Origin of the sequence: Leptospira haakeii (genome assembly GCF_002812045.1) — a bacterium.
GTDB lineage: Bacteria > Spirochaetota > Leptospiria > Leptospirales > Leptospiraceae > Leptospira_B > Leptospira_B haakeii.
In genome coordinates this window covers 77,439-96,863 of the sequence record NZ_NPEG01000013.1, presented here as the reverse complement: position 1 = coordinate 96,863, position 19,425 = coordinate 77,439, and the positions used below count along the sequence as shown (strand labels likewise).

Genomic DNA, 19,425 nt, shown 5'->3' with positions numbered 1-19,425 from the left:
TTTACCGAATTCAAAACCCCTTTTCATTCCAACAATTCCTCCGAAATTCACTTCACCTAAGTTGATTATGACAATATACGTTTCTGAACGGACAAAGCTATGAGGCTTTCACTTCCAAATCCGTAAAAAAAACACGCTTTTGCAAAATTCTTTACCGAATATTTGAAAAACATGTCCTGGAACGGACGTTCCTCCAAAAAAGGGGAACCTGTCAATTTTTTCCAGCCACACGCACTAAAAATTTGTCAAGGATTTATTAAAAGACAGCCCTTAAGGAGGAGATTCGTTAAGCGAAGTAACCATTTGGGGGAACGTTAGGAGGTCTAATGAGTTCTTCTTTTACCCTCAATGGGATATGGCGGCGGCTAACGATACAACTCCATTGCAGTGTGGAACCTACCCGAATACAACGGTAAATTATGTAACAACGGATGAACAGATGGTCGATTTTTTGCCGGCCAAGGAGTGAATACCGGTCCTAGCACACAATTCGTCGCTGCGTTGTTCGTCTTGTCTCACGTAAAAGTTGGTCAAAAATTAGTATTAAAAAGTACCACAACTGACTTAACGCGAATCATTCAGGATAATCTTGATTTTGGGACACAGGATGGATGTCCTCCACAATTTTACGATACCACTCATCCAATTGCGATTACCACATATACTGCAAATGAAATAGTTTTTGTCGTTCATGTTTCGGGCAATTACTCACTCGACGTATTATCAAGCCCAATAAGAACATTTGATGCAGCACCTACAGATGTTACTATGCAACTACAATAAAGTAAGGCAAACAATCTCTCTTAGTTATTCAATGCCAACCTGATACCGACTCCAAACTGTAGATAAAAAGTATTCAATATTCTCCCGGTAAATTGATCTGAATAAATTCTAGTACTTTGCTTATAAAACTCCATCATGTAAAAGTATTTGGGACTGGCATGATAATTCGCCCCGATCCCTACACCCCATGAAAAGCCTCGCCCATTCGTCATAGACGAATTCCGCGCGAAATAATCATCCCGAGTACTTGCATGTACATTATCACTTACAGGAAAACTCAACCCCGCTTTTAGTTTAATATAAGGATCAAATTTGTTCTTTGGCAAAGGATGAACGGAAAGGAATGTTAGTGCCGATACATCGGAATACACCTGAACGTCTCTTGGCAAAGTTGTTACATCTTCATTCAACGCAAAATGGATTTGCTTTTGAACTCTTTGTCTAACTGCGTGGACGGATTGCCCTTGAAAAGTAAATCCATAGCCGAGGTAATCCGTCCATCCGGACTCCAGCTCTATCCCAAATAAACCTGAGCTTTGATAAATCGGACGATCGTAAGTAGAAATTGCAGGCATTCCCACTATATTCCTTTTCACCTCGCCCATTTGAATCCGATTTAAAAGATTACGATCATAATCTTTTTCCGCGTCTATGAATGAACCGCTTGGAGGTCCAAGAGATCCTCCATAAAAAAATGAAAAAGAAAAATAATCTTTCGAGAATCCTATTTTAGAATTCGCTTCTTCCGCATACGTTGAAAAGTCATTTCGAGGGGCCATTTCGGCCATTAATAATTCAGGAAATCCAAGAATGAACGAGATCAGGAAAACAAACCTTTTCATCTTTTTGCCCCTTCGAAAGTCGCTAACGTATCGAAATTATTTGACCTCTCTTTGGGACAAATTGGTTCCCTACCGTATTTCTTTTGATAGTAATAGTAAATTAATACTACTTAGAAACTTCTACTCTTCGATCAAACTTTGCCCATTGCATCTTTGCGTTTACTATAAAGATACCGATGATTACAAGTAAAGCACCGCCAAGATCATACACGTTAGGAGCTTCTCCTAGAACCCAGGAAGTTAACATTGCAATTACCGGGATCAAGTTACCGAAAATGACTGCTTTATCAGGACCTACTGCTTGAATACCGTAATTCCAACATAGATATCCTAAGAAGGTACTTAATCCGGCCATATACAGGATCGCCAACCAAGCCGAATTAGGAATAACCGAAAATTCCGTATTCCAATCTCCGTTGATCAAAGTTAGGACCAGCAAAGAAATTGTTCCAAATAATGCCGTAAACGCAGTCGTTTGGATTGTGGAAACTCCCGGAATATACTTCTTCATCCCTACTGAATAAAAACTCCAGCAAGATGCCGCAATCAAAATAGGCAAGATTCCTTCTCCGTGAAATGCATTCGTAAGAGCTGTTATACTTCCATCAGAAATAACAAATATAACTCCTAAAAAAGAAATCAGAGTCCCAAGATAATGCTGGAACTTGATTTATGTTTTTAAAAGGAAATAAGAAAGAAAGATCGCAATGGCCGGGCTAGCAGCAATCACGATTGCAGCGTTCATAGGAGAGGCTTTTTTCATTCCGATAAAGAAGAAAAAATTGAACCCAAAAACTCCGATGATCCCCAATGAAACGAACACGATTAAATTCCTTCTATCTACTTTTAGCAATTTTCTATCGGTAATGAGCACGAATAAAAATAAGAAAATGGTAGCGAACACAAACCGCAGAGCTCCGGCCAGACTAGGCGAGAAGAAGGCAAGTGCCTCCTTAGCTACGTGAAACGTGGTCCCAGTGATTAGGGCGAAGAACACAAGATAAAGATATGGTCTGATAGATGACATGTTGAGTTCCTATTCTTTTTTCAAAAGAGTTTCATACTCTTTTAATTTCGATTTTGCGAGTCGGATCATCGATTCGAGATCCTTCTTCTTTTGCTCCAGTTTTTGCAGATGAGTTTCTAAGATACGTATCCTCTTATTTAAAGGTGGTTTGAAATTTTCTCCACTTTCTACTTTATCCAGAATACATCCTTCTATGAAAAATTCTTTGATATCGTCCAAGGACATATTCATCTCTTTTAAGGCCTTAATCCCCTTAAGATGTCGTATCTCTTTTTCTGAATATTTCCGATCCTTTCCGTGCGTCCGTTCCGGCTTGCGTAAGATTCCTATCTTCTCGTAATAGCGAAGTGTATAAGCACTGAAATTTGTGATTTCTGAAATTTCCGAAATACTTAGAAGCTTACTCATTCCGACCCTCCGGAGCTCTTTTGAACCCTAAAGATCTGACTTACTTAGAGTTAGCTCTAAGTCTAAATTTATCTCTAAATTCGGGAAATTTTTAGTTTTGAGGGAAAAGGAAAGTATCGAAATTAATACTTATCACGATTTTTCGATGCCGCGTAAAAATAAAGAGAGTTTTGGGCATAGGTATCTGATTCCGAAGGATCGTTTTGCACATTAAGAATACTTCAGTGCTGAAAATGTCAATAGTAGATTATAAGTTTTTGTTTTATTAGCTGAAGTCATTGATGAGTCACTTTGAATTCCTGTAACTTCGGAGCCCTAATTGGCGTCGGAAATTTAAAGACTCTTTCTCTAAATTCAATAGGAAAATCAGTCTCCTTTATGATTCTCGCAACTAATCAAAGCAATATACAAGTTATCTTCGAAGTCTTGAGTACCAACTTTAAACAAAAGTGATGTTATAATATACTGATTCTTAAAACACTCATTTTTATCGAATGAAGATGGATCAATCAAATCTGATAAACATGAAGTAAAAGAGAATAACAGCATAAGGAGTATTGTTTTCACAATTTCCATTCCATATCGCCCCCGGGTTTGGACATTTTTAAAACAATATCTTGTCCGAGCAGACCAACGACTACTCTGGCTCCGGTTGAGCTAAACAAAGAAATAAAAGTGAATTGAAATCAACATCACCAGAGCCTACTTCCTTTATTAATAAAGTTGACAAAAGGCATTGCTCTTTTTTATCTGCAGGCTTTTGGCAAAACATATAAGGAAAAATTAAAATTATTATCAAAAATTTTTTCATCACTAAATTACTAATGGGTTAAATGTAAAATCATTTTGAGAACTATTAATTGCTCTATTGATTAAAAAGGCATATTCATAGCGTATCCAAGCACGATAACCTAAATGTTATAGCAGGAATTTCATATTATCTTCTAGTTACTAATTGTTGTGGGGTGTATTAAAACAGCTTAAATACGCAAATGAGGTAAACAGGTCCTTATCCTCTTGTGACGAGTTACTTGGTAATATAACCGATAATAACGCTAACTGTTGAGTCAAGCAATCGGATTTTCCCTGGTTTGTATTTTCAAACATGCCACAATTCATCATGAAAAGTAATAATGTAAAATGTAAAAATTTATTCACACGTTTTTCCTCTAAAATCAATATAAGTGCGGAAGAAAATGTTGAAAGAAATAAAAAGCTTGGTACAGCCTAAAAGTTCTATCATTAGAGCCCTGGAGAGAATTATTCAAATATGACCACATAGCAATATTATAAGCTAAATTATTTCCATAACTATTTGTACCAGCCCATCTATCTGCTTGATTCTCAAAGGCAGGACTTACCGAAACATAACGTACATACTCTCCCCAGCCACCGTATGAATGATATTGTCGAACATGACCTAATTCGTGTTGAATCGTTGCTGCAGACGCACCCTCATTAGCATATACAAAAGGGCCATGAGCAAATGCTTCTCCTTCTTTCGGGTTGATTTTATCAACTATATCTTCGACAAATGAGTTTCTTATGATAAATCCGCCACGTTTGTAAGACATTGACGGTAGAGGTTTTTCCTGAATCGCTTTTACGACAGTTCCCACTGTAAAATCGATAGAAGCTAAACAAAATCCCGTCGTAAAAGCAGGGTCGACAATTAATCCAGCTAATGGATTAGTAATTGATAGACCAATCTTAGCAGCAGTTATTGCAGATCTTTCAAACGCGAACCTTCTAACTTTATTTACAAAGAACGCCCGCTGCAAGAAACTTCCCGACTTAATCTTAAGTGCATTGCTCAACCAGCTATGAGCATTCAGATCGATCCTATTAACAGAATTTCCGCCAACATACAGATAACGGTTGAGACAGTTAATTTCCTTATCCGACCTATCATCTGCTTGGATGAAGTGTCATAAATCATGTATACCCACGGACCGAAAGGAAACGCCCCAATAGATCCCGTCCACATTAACCATTCACTAGTCTGCCTTCTTTGATATTTCTTAAAATATTTTATATTTGCATAATATATTTAATTTATCTTTTACAGCTTATTGCTCTCAATAAGGCAATATTACTTGCCTGATCCTGGGGCGTATTATCATTTATTTCAAGAGAATAAATTAAAGCAGCAGTAGCTAAACATTCATCTTTGGTTAATCCATCTCCTTCGCATTGAATTAGCAACAACATGAAAAGTATTATAAGAAAATGTTTGATAGTCATTCTTTATCCTCTTTGGTCAAAACCGAATATTAATTAATGAAGACAATATTAACCAATTATTTTTAGTTGAGTCTGAGACAATGCCTAAATTATTTAATACATAGACAAACAAGATACTTTCAGGATAAACGAGTTGTCCTGACAATACATCTGCCTCGATTTCCCGCCCGTTCGGAAAAAATCCAAAGAAGCCGCTTGCCTGTCCGCCAAATGTCGATCGTGTCTTATTTTGCCGAATATGAACTCGCTCATGCATAATTAATCCGTAAGAATCTTCATTTGTCTTTATATGTGCAATGTATCCGTTAGTTGCACCTGGTCTTGAATAGAAATGATTTATAAAGAACGAATTTCTTACAATTGCACCAACGGGAACGGTCTCGACAGTAGGCATTGGCTTGTCTTCCCTGGAATTCAGAATTGAACTTGAACCAATATCTAAGCCAATTCTGCGTAACTTGCTAAGAAAAGTCCAGGCTTATGAAATAGTTGTTTCCCATTCGTTGCTAATCCATAAGCCAAACCAGCAGATAACCACCCGACTGGAGTAATTGACATAGCCCCCACAAATTGAGCTGCGTTACCTAATCCCGTTATCTGTTCGATCATCTGCTTGGATAAATCTTCCTAAATAAGGATCATAATATCGTGATTTATAATAATATAAACCTGTATCCGAATCCAATATCTGGCCTGTATATTTGTAGTGAAAAATATCAGGCCTGTTGTTTCAGAAAGATTAAATTAAGGGGGAAGCCTCCCCCTCGCTTCAGACGCTATCGCGTCTTACGCTACCCCCTCGCCGGGGAATTATCTTGCTCGCGAACCCCGGAGCCCGAATTGACTTGATATTACTCAATATTTAGAGTTACATTCCATAGTCTCTAAACGAATATTTTTCTATTTATTGCAACTTAGCAATGTTAGGTTTAAGACATTGTTATATTCTTCGTTTGTCCAAATCCCATTTTCTTTTTCGGCAGCCAATAAAATGATTTGTTCTCCGCAATTCATTTCTCTTCCGTTATTGGAATCACATTTCGCAAAAAGCGAAATTATAATTAAGATCAAAGTCTTCCGTATCATTTAATACCTCTGTCAATTATTCAACAATGTCCATAATCTAATATTTCTGTATAGATCATCAGATATATACTTATTGTAATATAAGAATAAAATAAAAGCACCAGTCTGTTGATATCCAAAATACCCTGCTGACAAATCAGCCTCTATCTCTTTTCCGCCACCGAAATATCTAAAAATTCCTCCGCCGTAACCATTATAAAATCCTTCTCTCGTTCTATTTTGAATAATATGCCTTCTCTCGTGTAATATATGAGCGTAGGTATCTTCTCCTGTTCGAAACGACACAGTATAACCATGAGTTTGCGCATAGTATTTCTTACTCATTAAATTATTTGCATAAAATGAATTTCTAATGATAGCTCCGCCTGGCACCCTATCTATAGTTGGCATGGGAGCACCAGCAAATGGATTTGCAACAGAACTTAATCCGTAATCTAATCCAGCGAAACCATAGCCATAAGAAAATGCTACAGGATTATTCAAAAACTGTTTTCCATTTGTAGCTAACCCATATGCCACGCCAGCGGACAACCAACCAACTGCTCCAAGAGCCAAATCCCCTGCAAATTGAACAGTGTTACCTAATCACCTTATCTGTTCTATCATCCGCCTGGATGAATCTTCCTAAATAAGGATCATAATATCTTGATTTAATTGAGAATCTCCGAAGAAGTAATATCTTATCCATAAATCCAATTTAAATTAAATCATCAGATTGCGGCTAACTGACTACTCTGACGCAGCGCTGCGAGATCGCTACGCGACTCTCGTTTGGCCTTAGGCACAATTTCGCATTGTTACTCACCTTGCAACGTCGAGCATCGTGCCAACTAGTTGCAAAAAATACTTACGAGATGGATAGGCATTAAGATTTTGGTTAACTCCCCCCCGCTTCTATGCGAACTCCTCTGTTCTTGGATAGAGTCGAGACTACTTAGTTACCGAAGGATACTTTTATTCAGGGTCTGGTTGAACAAGGCAGAGAAGTGCAAATTGCTTTAAATCCTCTTGATTGCCAGAACCAACTTCTTGCAAGAGCAGAGTCATCATCAAACATTGTTCTTTTTGATTCACAGGTTTACTACAAGTTAGAAAAACAAGTGTTAAAACAAATACTATTACTAATCTTCTCATTTCAAAATCCTAATGGGTTATAGCTAAAATCTTCATTAGATCCGTTAATAGTTCTATTTAAGGAAAATGAAAAATAATATCTCAAGAAAGGTTCAATTCCTCTTCCACCTGATAAATATAAATCCAACAAGGCTCTAGTTTCAAATTGATCGGGTCCCAAAAGGAGTCCGAGCAAAAATCTTGTGCTTGTATAATTCATAGTCCCTGCTTTTAAATCAGCCTCGATCTCTTGCCCCGGCGCTCCCATGAAGCCAGGAAAACCTCTATCTGGTTTTAAAGTAGTCACTTTAAAACCAAAGCCAGTTTTTGCCTGCTGAATGTGCCCAAATTCATGTTCAACGACTCCAGGATCAATTGTTGAATCCGGATTTAGGTGAGCTACGTAACCAATAACAAAAGCTCTATTATCATTCAAGTATTTTGAAATAAAGGAATTTTCAATAGCAGCTCCACCCCTCATTCTTTTTACATTTGGCAAAGGATTACCTAAGGCCCCATTCGCCATAAGACTAACAGAATAATCCAATCCCATTAAACCATAAGATGCAGTTGCATAAAAAGGCTTACTCCAAAATGCTTTTGGGTTGGTAGCTAATCCGTAAGCAACTCCTGCGGTTACCGCGAATGGCAGTAGTGCAGAACCAGCTAACCCAGCACCAAAGTTTCTAACTCCTTTTTCAAACATATACGTTCTACGTGAATTAACAAATAACGCCCGCTGCAAGAAACTTCCCGACTTAATCTTCAAAGCGTTACTCAACCAGCTATGACCATTCGGATCAATCCTGTTCACCGGATTCCCGCCGACATACATATACCGATTGAGGCCATTGATCCCTTTATCAGACCTATCATCTGCTTGGATAAATCTTCCTAAATAAGGATCATAATATCTTGATTTATAATAATACAAACCGGTATCCGAATCCAATATCTGGCCTGTATATTTGTAATGAAAAATATCAGGTCCTGTTGTTTCAGACAAGTTGATTTCACCATAAGGAAGGTAGCTCACGTAGCTTACACCACTCTGACCAGGACCGGCTACTTGATTTCCGTATCCATCAGTCAACATTGTAGTCGATCCAAGATGATCTCGTTGGTAAAAATAACCTCCGACTATCGGTGTTCCTAAATTATTCGCCTTTACTCCAAAAGAAGAGGCTTCTTCTATATTTGTTTTTAAAGTAAACCAAGGAGCCTGGTTTCCATTTAACAATCCGTTACAATCTTGGAATAAACTGACTCCAAATATTGAAATCAGTAATACTGGAGCAGATAAACCCGCAACTCTCTTTTGTTTTAAGATCTCATTCCCTTTCAACAAGAACGGATACGCTAAATAAAACAAACCTATTACGAATAGTATATATCCTAGTCTAAATGCAATTGTAGGAATTCCATTCTGGAAGTATGCAGAATAGGCAAAAAACTTCTGGATTGGATAAAGTAATCTATTTTGCCAGAATTTACTGCAGTCTATAATAACTCCCGAGCATAATCCGCTTTGATCAAACCAAGTTCCAGATGATGCAGAAGCTAAAGCAGAACCTTCGTCACGTGTTAGCAACGTCACATTCGAACGAGTGATCTGAGTTAAGATCTCTCCGCCTAATCCTTTAATATAGATTGTATGTTTTTCATCTCCGCTTGTAGGCTTCTCGATCTCGTAATAATCACCTACATTATAATTCGTAACTGAAGAAGATAGATTCTCAGTTTTAACCCGATTTCCGGAATAATCATATGTATATTTTAGATTTGTCCCAGCAGATGAATTATATTCTTTTAATTTTCCAAATGAATCGTAGGTCAATATATCTCCATTTCGAGAGGTCATATTTCCTGCTGCATCATAAGTATAGACAGATGAGTTTTGTCCGGTCGCGGCAGTTGTCACTGAATGCGGATGATTGGAATCTCCGTAGGTAAAATTTATATCTCCTTTTTGCGTTAAGTTCCCGCCAGAGCTATAACTATAATTCTGAGTGCCGTAACTTCCTTGAGCGGTGAGAACTCGGTTATGTAAATCGTATGTGTATGTCTGGTTCCGGTTTGTATTCTGGTTGTCTAACTGCTGGGTTATATTTCCAGAACCATCATATTGATAAGAGATTGATTGTAATACGCTTCCGTCGTCTTTTTTTGCAGATAAAGATATTGTTTGGAAATTGGAAAGATCCAGTTTGAGATCCGTCACTACCCCGTTTCCTGTCGTTCTTCTGAATACCGGATTCCCATCTACAAAGATCGGACCTGCATATGCCGCAACGAGTATCCCACTTGGCCCATCCGGACTATCCAGACTTATATTTTCCAGGTTTCCATTCAATGAGTAACTTTGGTGCACTACAGATCCATCCGGATACGTTACGGCAATCATTCTTCCTAAGGAATCATATTCTATTTCTGTAATGAGTTGGTATCCATCTATACTCTTGGTTTGTTGGATCGGTTTTCCTTGGATATTATAGGAAATTTCAGTAATTCCGGCGTTGTCCGTTATTTTTGTGACCCGCCCCTTTCCTAAACTTCCAGTATCATATTCATTAACGATTGGTGCTTCTACTCCATTTGTTTGCGTAGAAGTGATCCTCCCAATTGAGTCATAAGAGAATGTAATCGTCTTATTTCTTGCGTCCGTTTGGTTGGAAACCCTGCCTAAAGCGTCATATGTATAACTAATCGATCCGGAGCTTGGATCAGTGACACTGGTCCTTCTTCCCGCAACATCATATGCAAAACTTGTAATAAGTCCGGCCGGATCCGTGATTTGAGAAGGTTGTCCATTAGGGGAAAAACTCGTTAAAATCGTCTTTCCATTATCCGTTTTAGAAACGACTTGTCCGAGTTCATTCTTTGTTTCGCTGAAGGATTTCGATACTGCATCCGGTGTTACAATCGATGTGTTTGTTGTTAACCCTGCATATACGATTGTTGTCGTAGTAACCCCTTGAGAATCGTTGGATAGAGTTCCAGTCGATCGATAATCAGGATCTTCGTATTTAAATTCTGTCCAAAATGGAGATGTATTACTAAAATATGGATTAGACTTCTTAAAGATTAAACCCGTTTGATAATTATATAAAGAATCCGTTATCAATGAAATTCCGAAAACTGCTGTATCTGAAACAGTTCTGAGCACATTTCCTAGCGGATCGGAATATTCAATAACTTTGGTTTCCGTCCCACTCGTAGTATCTCGAATCGTTTTGGTAACAGACTGTGTATTCGAAAAATTTGTTAGATCGAACTTAGCCGTATTTGCATATTCATACGATTCGTTCCAACTTTGATTCCCCGGGTAAATAACAGTGAGCAATCGGCCTAAGGAATCGTATGTTTTAGAAGTTACCCCACCGTTCGGATCCGTTTTAGAAATTTCCAGTCCAGAATTCAGGTCATAGTTTGTAGTTTCCTGATGTCCAAGTGCATTCGTTTTTCCAATCGGAAATGAATGAATCGTTGAATCATATACAATAGTCGATGTCGAGCCTGCTGCATCCGTTATTGTTACCGGATTTCCAAATGAATCATAAGTATAATTTGTAATCTGTTCAGCAGAAGTTCCGAAAAATTTGGTTACACTTTGAACGTTATCTCCTGCATAAACAATCTTTTGATCTTGAACGAGAACACCGTCAGTAAATTTCCTATTCCTAGTCGCTCTTCCCAGTCTCCAAGAATTTATATCGTGACTAAGCTCAATATTAGTAGAAACCGAATGGGAGCCTGCTGTCTCCGTTTGATCTGTTGGGAATCCATACTGATCTAACGTATAATTTGTATTTGTAGAAACTTCTAAGTTCCCATTATGATAGGATGTTTTAGAAATATTTGTAGAAACAGCTAATTCTGTTCCGAACGGATTTGGAAATTGAAATCCACTCGAAATAGTCTGCTGCATTAAGTTTCCGGCAGCATTATAATTACTAAAAGTCGTCGGAACTCCTGCTAATCTATAATCTGCCTGATTGTATTCAGTGAATTTATAGAACCCCGTTCCATTATCTTTCTCTTTAAAACTAGCGAATCCAAGACTTCTTACGACTTCTCTAACTCCTAAATAAAATCTAGAATTTTTATATTCGAAAATTTCTCCTATAGATACTCCAGAGCCTATATCAGTTGTTATACTAGTAACCAAATGAGAATTGCTAGTATCAGGTATATTCGGATAGTTACCGCTTCCTGGTTGAATTGCTCCTGGATGTAGTTGTTTTGTAGTATATCCAACAGTCGCAGTTTGGACCCCGTTTGTTACGGAAAGTAAATCGTCCTCACCCGAAACTTTCGGGTTTGTATTTCTTACAAACACATGTCCTTGGGTCTTATCCATCCAAAGTTTAATTAAGAAGGCATCTTTAGATCCATCACCATTCACATCTTGGATGATAAATTGTCCCTGGTCCGCCTTAAAAATGCCACCTGTCGACTGTTCATTCAAATCAAACTGACCAAATCCAAAATTAGAATTATAAGTTAAAGACCCCGCTCCGTTCGAAAGATAACTCTCTAAATTTTTATTCTCTTTATTATATAGAATTAAATCATCTAATCCATCCGAGTTTACATCCGAAAAATTGAACTGACTCGTTTTTGAAACGTTAGTTGCATTTAAGTTACTCGTTACCTGACCCGAAAAGCCGTGGTTTGTATTTAGAGAAACTTTAATCTGATTCCCTACGATCGTAATAAAATCAGGGAGCCCATCAGCGTTTACATCGCTAAAAAAACTTCTCAAACGGTCTGCACTCGTACCTAAATCATATTGTGTTACTGTAGATGTCTGAGCGGTAAGATTAAAAGATGTAATATCCAATCTAAACCGTATAATGCCGTTCGTACTTGCATTCAATGAGTTCAGTTGGTTTTGCAAACTTGTTATCGAAGCATTTACTGGGCCAATCGTATTCGCAAAAACCAATTGCAGGTCGTTTAATAGCGTATTTGGACTAGGGATCGGAGTTCCTGTTTTCGCTGCTTGTAATTGAGTGATGTCTATATAATTCGGATCTGTTTGTATACAGTTAACATTTATCCCCGAACTATTAGGAACAGTTACGACTACTCCTCCTGAACCGGAATTTGCAATATAATAGCTGCAACCTTTCAAATAATAATCTATCAAGGAATTAAAATCTGAATTAGATACAGTATTGGCGCCGGTTGCCAAAATGGTATTTAGAATATCTTCTTTCGTATGGAACTCGTTCGTGATCGTTTCAGCTTGTTCGTTTGCCGCCTGCAATTGATTACTTACAGTAGTGTATTGAGGGTTTTGGCTATACTGTACTAAACGAGCATGCTCCGCTTTTCCATCCGAATCTAAATCTATGAATTCATTTATAAAGTAACTGGAAGTTCCGGTCACTTGGATCGCGTTGGAGAAACTTCCTTTCTGATTCAGATAGATATTAAATTTCGTTCCGTCGTAGTGAATGAAATCCGCAAGATTATCCGAATTCATATCCGCAAACCAATCCATCTGAGGTTTGTCAGCCGCCATACGTTTTGGATTCGAACTCGAATATTCATAAAAATATGTATAAGGTCGAAACGCTTGCATATTCCGACTCGCGGCCGGTATAACAACGTTTGAAAAGTTCACCGGATTACTGAAACTATTCGATTGAGAGTAAATTACACTTAACTTACCGCCGCTTTCATACGCAAAATCAGTTCTTCCGTCACCATCAAGATCCACTGTCTGAAAATATGTGTTATAATGTATGGGAAGAATAGGACTCAAAATACTTCCATTGGGATCTATAGCTCCGTTTTGAACCTTCCATGCTCTTAATCGAATAGTATTTGCATTTTCCGATCCAACCACGCTTGCAAATTCAAGAATACCATCCCCGTCCAGGTCCAGCGGAGTCCAATAGGTGAGACCTGAATCGATACCTGAAGCGCAATAATTCGGACCACCCCAGTTATTATAATCCAAACACGTAGAAGCAAGCAGTGCAAAAAAATCCGGATTTCCTCCCCAACAAGGCGCATATGCTGCACAAAGACAAGCCGAAGCTCCGTTATTGCAAACATCTCTATCTGGAACTGGAATATGCATCGCATATTGAAGATAACCTGCGAGTCTCTTTTCGGTGGCCGTAGGTTGACTTGGTAAAGGATTACCAAAATATAAATTAGCAATTGCTAACGCCCAACTCGGAACAAATAAATTTACGGTAGATGTAGGAGTATTCAAATTTGTATCGACTGGATTAGAAGCTAATAAGAATCCATCGCTTCCATAATTAAATTCTAGATCATCGTAACTTTCGGAACCGAAAACATTTGATTCACTTCTTTTAAGAGAACTTAGGATTTGTCTTCCGGTAGCAGGACCGTTTGAATATTCAAATTCATAATTTCGAAGCAAGCTTCCATCTGCATAAATTTTGATTTCTTCCAACTTCTTTGTAGTCTTTACGAAAGAACCGAAAACATAAGAAGGAGATGTATCCGTGCGCGAATCTGAATATTTGAATTTTATACTACGATTTTGATATATGATTTCATTAGGATAATATTCGCCAGAAACAGTATCTTCTATATAAGTTATATCATATCCGTTTCCGAAAGGATCCCTAACTTGATTCAACGCCCAAGTTCGAATCGCTCCATTTTTCCCCAGAGCCTCTATCCTTGAATCATTTGTTTTTCCATAGCTGTAAACGATTCCATCCTTATCTGTAGCCGTCCATGAGCAAGGCCCACTTCCGCATACTCCATTTGGAACAAAGCGAACAAAAGACTCTTTGCGACTGTGATATTTGGTTTTATTTCCTGAAATATCTGTAAGCGGGCCAACCAGGTCCGATAGAAACTTATCATTCGCATCAAAATTAATTCCAAAGCTCGGATCTCTTGAGATCGAATAGATTCCGGAAAGATCCCAACCCATTCCCAAAACCCCGTTCTTCCCTCCGGAGGAATAAGAAAGAGATAAATTCGGGATAATTCCTTTTGTTCCAGGGGGAAGTACGATTTCCACATTGGATGTTAATGCCCCCCTCGGACTTGCAGAAAGTTTAGGCAAAGGTTGAGGGACTAACGAGCCCGTAAGATTTAAGAAAAACGATTTAATGGAAAAACCACTAAAAATGATTAATAAGAACACAGGCAGGAAGACTAAAGTAATGGCTTTTCTTAATTTCTCTTTCATATTCTTCTCTAAAAAAATACTGATCTATGGATTCCCGAAACTTTTTATAATATGCATATGAAAAATGTCGCAAAACCGAGTCAACGGAATTCAAAGAAAAAGAAAAAATTAACGTTATTCTACATTACATTAGTGTAACAAACATGGGATCAAACTTCTATTAGAATACAGTCTAAACAAAAAAGGTTATTTAGAAAATTCTAAATCGAATTTCTTTTATCCAGATTAGGATAATCAGGAAATATTAAAACCTTGTCTATGTTATAGAATCAAAACTATTCTTTTTGATAGGGTTGGTAGTGGTCTTGATAAATTTAGTCTGCACTATTCTTCTTTTTTTGAGAAGAAAATAAGATTCGATATTACTGAATCTGAACTTTAAAATCTATAGGAACCGTGCAGTGTTATTTGAATATATAAACATTGTGTAAACCCTATCGTAGTTTGGCTGCAATTGTATAGTATTATTGCCACTCCTAACGCCCTCGTTCAAATCTGCCTGTTGATAAGAAAAAGAGCAAGGATCTGTCCCATCGAATACAAGAGCGCTATACGTGCTTATGTCAGTAGTTGTTGAAGTAATTTAAAAAAGCTGGCTTGTTGTTATACTGCCAATCACAATGAACCCAACTGCTTCAGTCATAGAAAATGTATTCGCACAAGGATTAGAGGATGCATATAATCCACATGACCAAAGCGTATTTCATACGTTAGCGAATATTCCTTAAATTTGGCCATAAGCGTCGATTCCAATTTTAGAATCTAGCTAAAATAAAATAGCGCATTAAAAGGAAGTTTTCAGAACGATATTGGGAAATTTCAAATTCCAGAAATGATAAAATTCTTTCATCGAGAGTTTTAACGGGAAAATGCGAAACCAAAATTGGTTCAAAAATATTGAAAACGTTCTACTTAAGAGGATTTTCACACATTACACTGGCACTAAAACCGGGGCATCTCACTGCGCTTATATGAAAAGCTGTGATTTCAAGCATTCTGCAATTTGGAAATAAGTCTGTATTGCTTCGGCGAGAGGCCCAAAATTGCTCTTCGTAATATGCTTTACTATAAGCGATCGATCATTAAATTCAGCATTGCATTGGTAATGCTTCAAAGGATTTTTATGGCCTCTTATGAATACTACAAGAAAATTATTGGAGATATGCCTGTAATTGGAAATTTTCTTAAATGGTTGTATCTCCGATTATCTATATTCAGGAAATTTCCTGGATCAGCGTCTTATTGGGAATCCCGCTATCAGGAGGGAGGCAGTTCTGGCGCTGGATCTTATAATTTTTTAGCAGAGTTTAAAGCTGAAATCATTAACGCTTTTGTTCAAGAGAACAAAGTGCAAACAATAATCGAGTTTGGATGTGGCGACGGGAATCAATTAAAACTTGCTCAATACCCGAAATACATTGGGTTTGATATAAGCCCTTCAGCTATATCAATATGTCGCGAACTATTTAAAAATGATAAAAATAAAAACTTTAAAGTGTTGAGCGATTATTCTAACGAAAAAGCTGAATTGGTGCTTTCTCTGGACGTAATTTATCATCTGGTCGAAGATGAGGTATTTGAACAATACATTCGAAATATATTTAACGCTTCTGATAAGTACGTAATTATCTATTCCAGCGATGTGGACCTCCCACGGGAGTTTCATGTTCGACATCGAAAGTTTAGTAAGTGGATCGAGGAACATATTCCGGAATGGAATTTGGAAAAACATATTCCAAATCGATATCCATATCATGGAAATCATTGGAAAGGATCGTTGGCTGACTTTTTTATTTATAGGAAAAGAAAAAAATAATTACTAAATATAAAGTGGACATATTTCTAACGGGGAAACATTCACCTTATTAAAGAACATATACCTACTACCACTCCACTTTTTACAGACCAAGGATACCCAAGGCTTTGGGAAGTATATAGAAACGACAGAGTCCTTAAGACTGCCTTTGCATCTTATGGATACATAAAGCCAAAGTATTCTCAATTGTATTTGAATGAGTTTAGCTTCATCAAGAATGCAAATGTATTCGGGTTAGATGTGATAGTTAAGTCGCGTGAAGGTAATGCTCTTCTGAAAGGAAAGGATCCCTACTCATCTACTAACTCCAGTCTTCACAAAACCTCTACTTCCCTATTTCCACCAACCTCATCCGCGCAATCTCAACATTCACCTAACAATGATTACACTAGTAGTAACCTCTCCTTTATTAGACCTACTAGCAAATCTCATTTTGGAATCAACAAGGACTTCTACTTAGCTATTACAAAGAAGTTTCTGGATAACTTCTACCCAAAGACCTGTAAAACTCCCGCGTGTGATAACCATATATTAGATAAAGAAATTACTACTAGACTAGATGTGATTCGATGTTCCAAGTGCCATTCTCAACAATCTAGACTTTCCTATACTCCCCTACACCACTTTAAATTAGATCTTTGGATGTTCGGGTATGTATTACATGAATCATTAATCCAATTTCCTAAGGTATTAACTTCTACAGAGATCAGTAAAAGATTAAAGATCGGCTATAAAGCAGCTAGTTTACTCAAGAGAAGATTCCAATTATTCTGTTCTGATCAGTTACCGAAGTATAAAGATCTGACCTACAATGCTCTAAACGATCAATTTAAAGACTTCTTATTACCTCCTAATGAGAACAAAGACATTTCTAAGAAAATGGCTAATAAACCCTATGTATGCGTAGATACAGCCGTTTTATACTCTGCTGGAGAAAGAGCGAATAAAGGTAGAAAGAGATACAGTAGCAAAGGAGCAACCTCTTCTATTTACCTGTCTCCCAAACTAGGAGGTAAGCAAGTCGGTACATTAGTACAAACTATCGGCGTAAAAAATGGACCAGTATTCTTTACTTCTGTGCCGAATCAAAAAGCAGAAACTCTAGGACCCATTATTAAAGATCATATACCTACTTCGTCGGCATTATTCAGTGATTTAGGTTATTCATGGCTATGGGGAGTCTACCGGAACCATAGAACAGTGAATCATTCTGCTAGATCGAAGGATAATAGGTTTAGATGGGCTAGAAATAGATATTCTAAAAATGGAATACATTCACAGGTCGCAGAAGGTAATAATAGGCTACTCAAAACTGCTTTTGCATCTTATGGGTGGATAAGACCAGAGTATTCTACTCTATATCTGAATGAATTTAGTTTTATTAAGAATGCGAATGTATTTGGTTTAGATGTACTAGTTGATAGTGGTTTGAGTAGGAAGCTTTTTGCATCTAATCGGAGGTGGCTACGAGAGGAGCCGGTGAAGATTAGATCTAAAAGATCCCTACTCGAACAGTATTCGCATCTTCTTACTAAAAATATAATGTTGTAAGAAGACCATATCATCCGGATTAGAATCAAAAAAGTTCACACCTAACTGGTATTTGCCGCTTCCAATTTCCAAGAATCGGACAACTTCTCCTCTTAGGACCAAATTCCTTTCTGAGATAGGAACAAACATTTTAATAATATTATGCTGCTTTAAATAATTAAAAGTCCTCTCATCTTCTATTTCGAAGAGGAGCCCATTCATACTAATGTCGAGGATACGAGTTACCGCTTTTTCGTTTCGAAAGTTTTCTTGGCGGATGTACACTTTAGTCAATGCGTAAGTAAGAATATCTCCCAATTCTTCTATATATAATGCCTGTTGTTGTACGATGGAAAATTTATCCATTGCGGTAGAGAATACTTTTACATAACCGATTGGGTCGTTGAACAATCGAATTGGAGTGACTATATAGGAGATTAAGAAGTTCCGAACTTCTTCTTTTTGGAGTTCTCTGAAAAACTCGTCTGCCTTCGCCTGCCCTCTAGTTTGGATCAAACGTAGATATTCATCTCGGAAATTATCTAAGTATGGATCCTTCTCTTCTCCTATATAACTTTTGATTAAAGAACAATCCGGGACATAGATGGGACGGTTATACTTTTTAATAAAATCCCCAAAAAATCCTCCGTCCTTTCCTGGTCCAAAAAATACGATCTCATAGTCCCTGGAAATCCCCAGAATATATTCGGTAACCATTAAGTTGATCAACTTAAGGCTGGGATTATCCTTTTTGATCTCTTTCATGAGATGAAAAAATCTTTGCTCTACGCTTAGATTTTTTCCTAATTCTCTTTCTCCTCCGCTCAAGGAACGATAAAGGATCACATAATTCATAAAAAGGTCGTCTACGGCGACCCTTAGGTTTTTACGGAATGCGGCAGCTTGTAATTCGGAAGGGATCTTGACCCTTACATGGTCTTCCCAAAAATCCAGAAGTACCACTTCGAATTGATAGAGTATATTCAAGATTTCGAAACTGATTTTTGCTCTTAGGATTCCTTTCGGCTGTAGATATGGAACGTATAGAACGAGAGTGTCTTCGCTGACCTCTTCGACAACGGAGTTAAGCTTCTCCCCTTCATAATCGAATGGAAACTCCCTTTGGTCCGCCTTCAAACTATAGAATAGGTGTTTAACTAGATTGATATCGGAGCCGATGATTGTTTCTCCAAACATCGTCTCTAAAATCGTAATCAATTCTTGAAGTGTATCCGATCGTCCTACAGCCATGGCGGTCCGGGTAAAATTCTCCCGTATCTTTATTTTCGACTTCGGGACTTTAGGAATCCAGCGCTACCTTTCAGAATTTGGAGCATTCTTCTTTTTTTCTGAAATGAGACATATACGTGTATTTTCCGGAAGG

12 protein-coding genes and 2 pseudogenes are annotated in these 19,425 nt (G+C 37.6%); 3 read left to right on the top strand and 11 right to left on the bottom strand.

Going from position 1 to position 19,425, the window contains the following annotated elements:
* Positions 1–803: 803 nt before the first annotated feature.
* From CH377_RS16440 to CH377_RS16380, 10 genes and pseudogenes are all read right to left on the bottom strand, one after another.
* On the bottom strand, positions 804–1,625 hold the full coding sequence (locus tag CH377_RS16440; RefSeq protein WP_100724836.1) for a hypothetical protein: 822 nt from the start codon (positions 1,623–1,625) through the stop codon (positions 804–806).
* Positions 1,626–1,731: 106 nt separating this feature from the next.
* Positions 1,732–2,184: a DMT family transporter gene (locus CH377_RS16435; protein WP_165780517.1), complete on the bottom strand. Its 453-nt coding sequence runs from the start codon at positions 2,182–2,184 to the stop codon at positions 1,732–1,734.
* Positions 2,185–2,295: 111 nt separating this feature from the next.
* Positions 2,296–2,652 (bottom strand): DMT family transporter, encoded by a 357-nt coding sequence (locus CH377_RS16430; RefSeq protein ID WP_100724834.1) that lies wholly within the window; start codon positions 2,650–2,652, stop codon positions 2,296–2,298.
* A gap of 9 nt (positions 2,653–2,661) precedes the next feature.
* A complete protein-coding gene (locus CH377_RS16425) occupies positions 2,662–3,060 on the bottom strand; it encodes a MerR family transcriptional regulator (RefSeq protein ID WP_100724833.1) in 399 nt (132 codons plus the stop codon).
* Positions 3,061–4,235: 1,175 nt separating this feature from the next.
* Complete coding sequence (locus CH377_RS16415) at positions 4,236–4,841, bottom strand: M48 family metalloprotease (protein ID WP_100724831.1); 606 nt, start codon at positions 4,839–4,841, stop codon at positions 4,236–4,238.
* Positions 4,842–5,320: 479 nt separating this feature from the next.
* Positions 5,321–5,698 (bottom strand): hypothetical protein, encoded by a 378-nt coding sequence (locus tag CH377_RS16405; RefSeq protein WP_100724829.1) that lies wholly within the window; start codon positions 5,696–5,698, stop codon positions 5,321–5,323.
* A 201-nt stretch (positions 5,699–5,899) separates the two neighbouring features.
* A pseudogene (locus CH377_RS16400) lies at positions 5,900–6,025 on the bottom strand (RHS repeat-associated core domain-containing protein); the annotation flags it as partial.
* 377 nt (positions 6,026–6,402) lie between these two features.
* Positions 6,403–6,945 carry a hypothetical protein gene (locus tag CH377_RS16390; RefSeq protein WP_100724827.1) on the bottom strand — a complete coding sequence of 181 codons (543 nt, stop codon included), beginning with the start codon at positions 6,943–6,945 and terminating at the stop codon, positions 6,403–6,405.
* Positions 6,946–7,344: 399 nt separating this feature from the next.
* Positions 7,345–7,524, bottom strand: coding sequence for a hypothetical protein (locus CH377_RS16385; RefSeq protein ID WP_100724826.1), 180 nt, complete (start codon positions 7,522–7,524; stop codon positions 7,345–7,347).
* 1 nt (position 7,525) lies between these two features.
* On the bottom strand, positions 7,526–14,695 hold the full coding sequence (locus tag CH377_RS16380; protein ID WP_243402121.1) for an RHS repeat-associated core domain-containing protein: 7,170 nt from the start codon (positions 14,693–14,695) through the stop codon (positions 7,526–7,528).
* 1,123 nt (positions 14,696–15,818) lie between these two features.
* On the opposite strand from CH377_RS16380, the gene CH377_RS16375 reads away from it, so the two are divergent.
* The 3 genes and pseudogenes from CH377_RS16375 (at position 15,819) to CH377_RS16365 (ending at position 18,062) form a co-directional block, all read left to right on the top strand.
* Positions 15,819–16,511: a class I SAM-dependent methyltransferase gene (locus CH377_RS16375; protein ID WP_207797667.1), complete on the top strand. Its 693-nt coding sequence runs from the start codon at positions 15,819–15,821 to the stop codon at positions 16,509–16,511.
* Between the two features lie 45 nt (positions 16,512–16,556).
* Positions 16,557–16,799: pseudogene (locus CH377_RS19870) on the top strand (transposase); the annotation flags it as partial.
* On the top strand, positions 16,785–18,062 hold the full coding sequence (locus CH377_RS16365) for a transposase (protein ID WP_243402123.1): 1,278 nt from the start codon (positions 16,785–16,787) through the stop codon (positions 18,060–18,062). The pseudogene CH377_RS19870 and the gene CH377_RS16365, both read left to right, overlap by 15 nt.
* Here CH377_RS16365 and CH377_RS16360 read toward each other — a convergent pair.
* Complete coding sequence (locus CH377_RS16360) at positions 18,015–19,292, bottom strand: PilZ domain-containing protein (RefSeq protein ID WP_100724825.1); 1,278 nt, start codon at positions 19,290–19,292, stop codon at positions 18,015–18,017. The two genes, CH377_RS16365 and CH377_RS16360, sit on opposite strands and share 48 nt — an antisense overlap.
* Positions 19,293–19,425 lie beyond the last annotated feature (133 nt).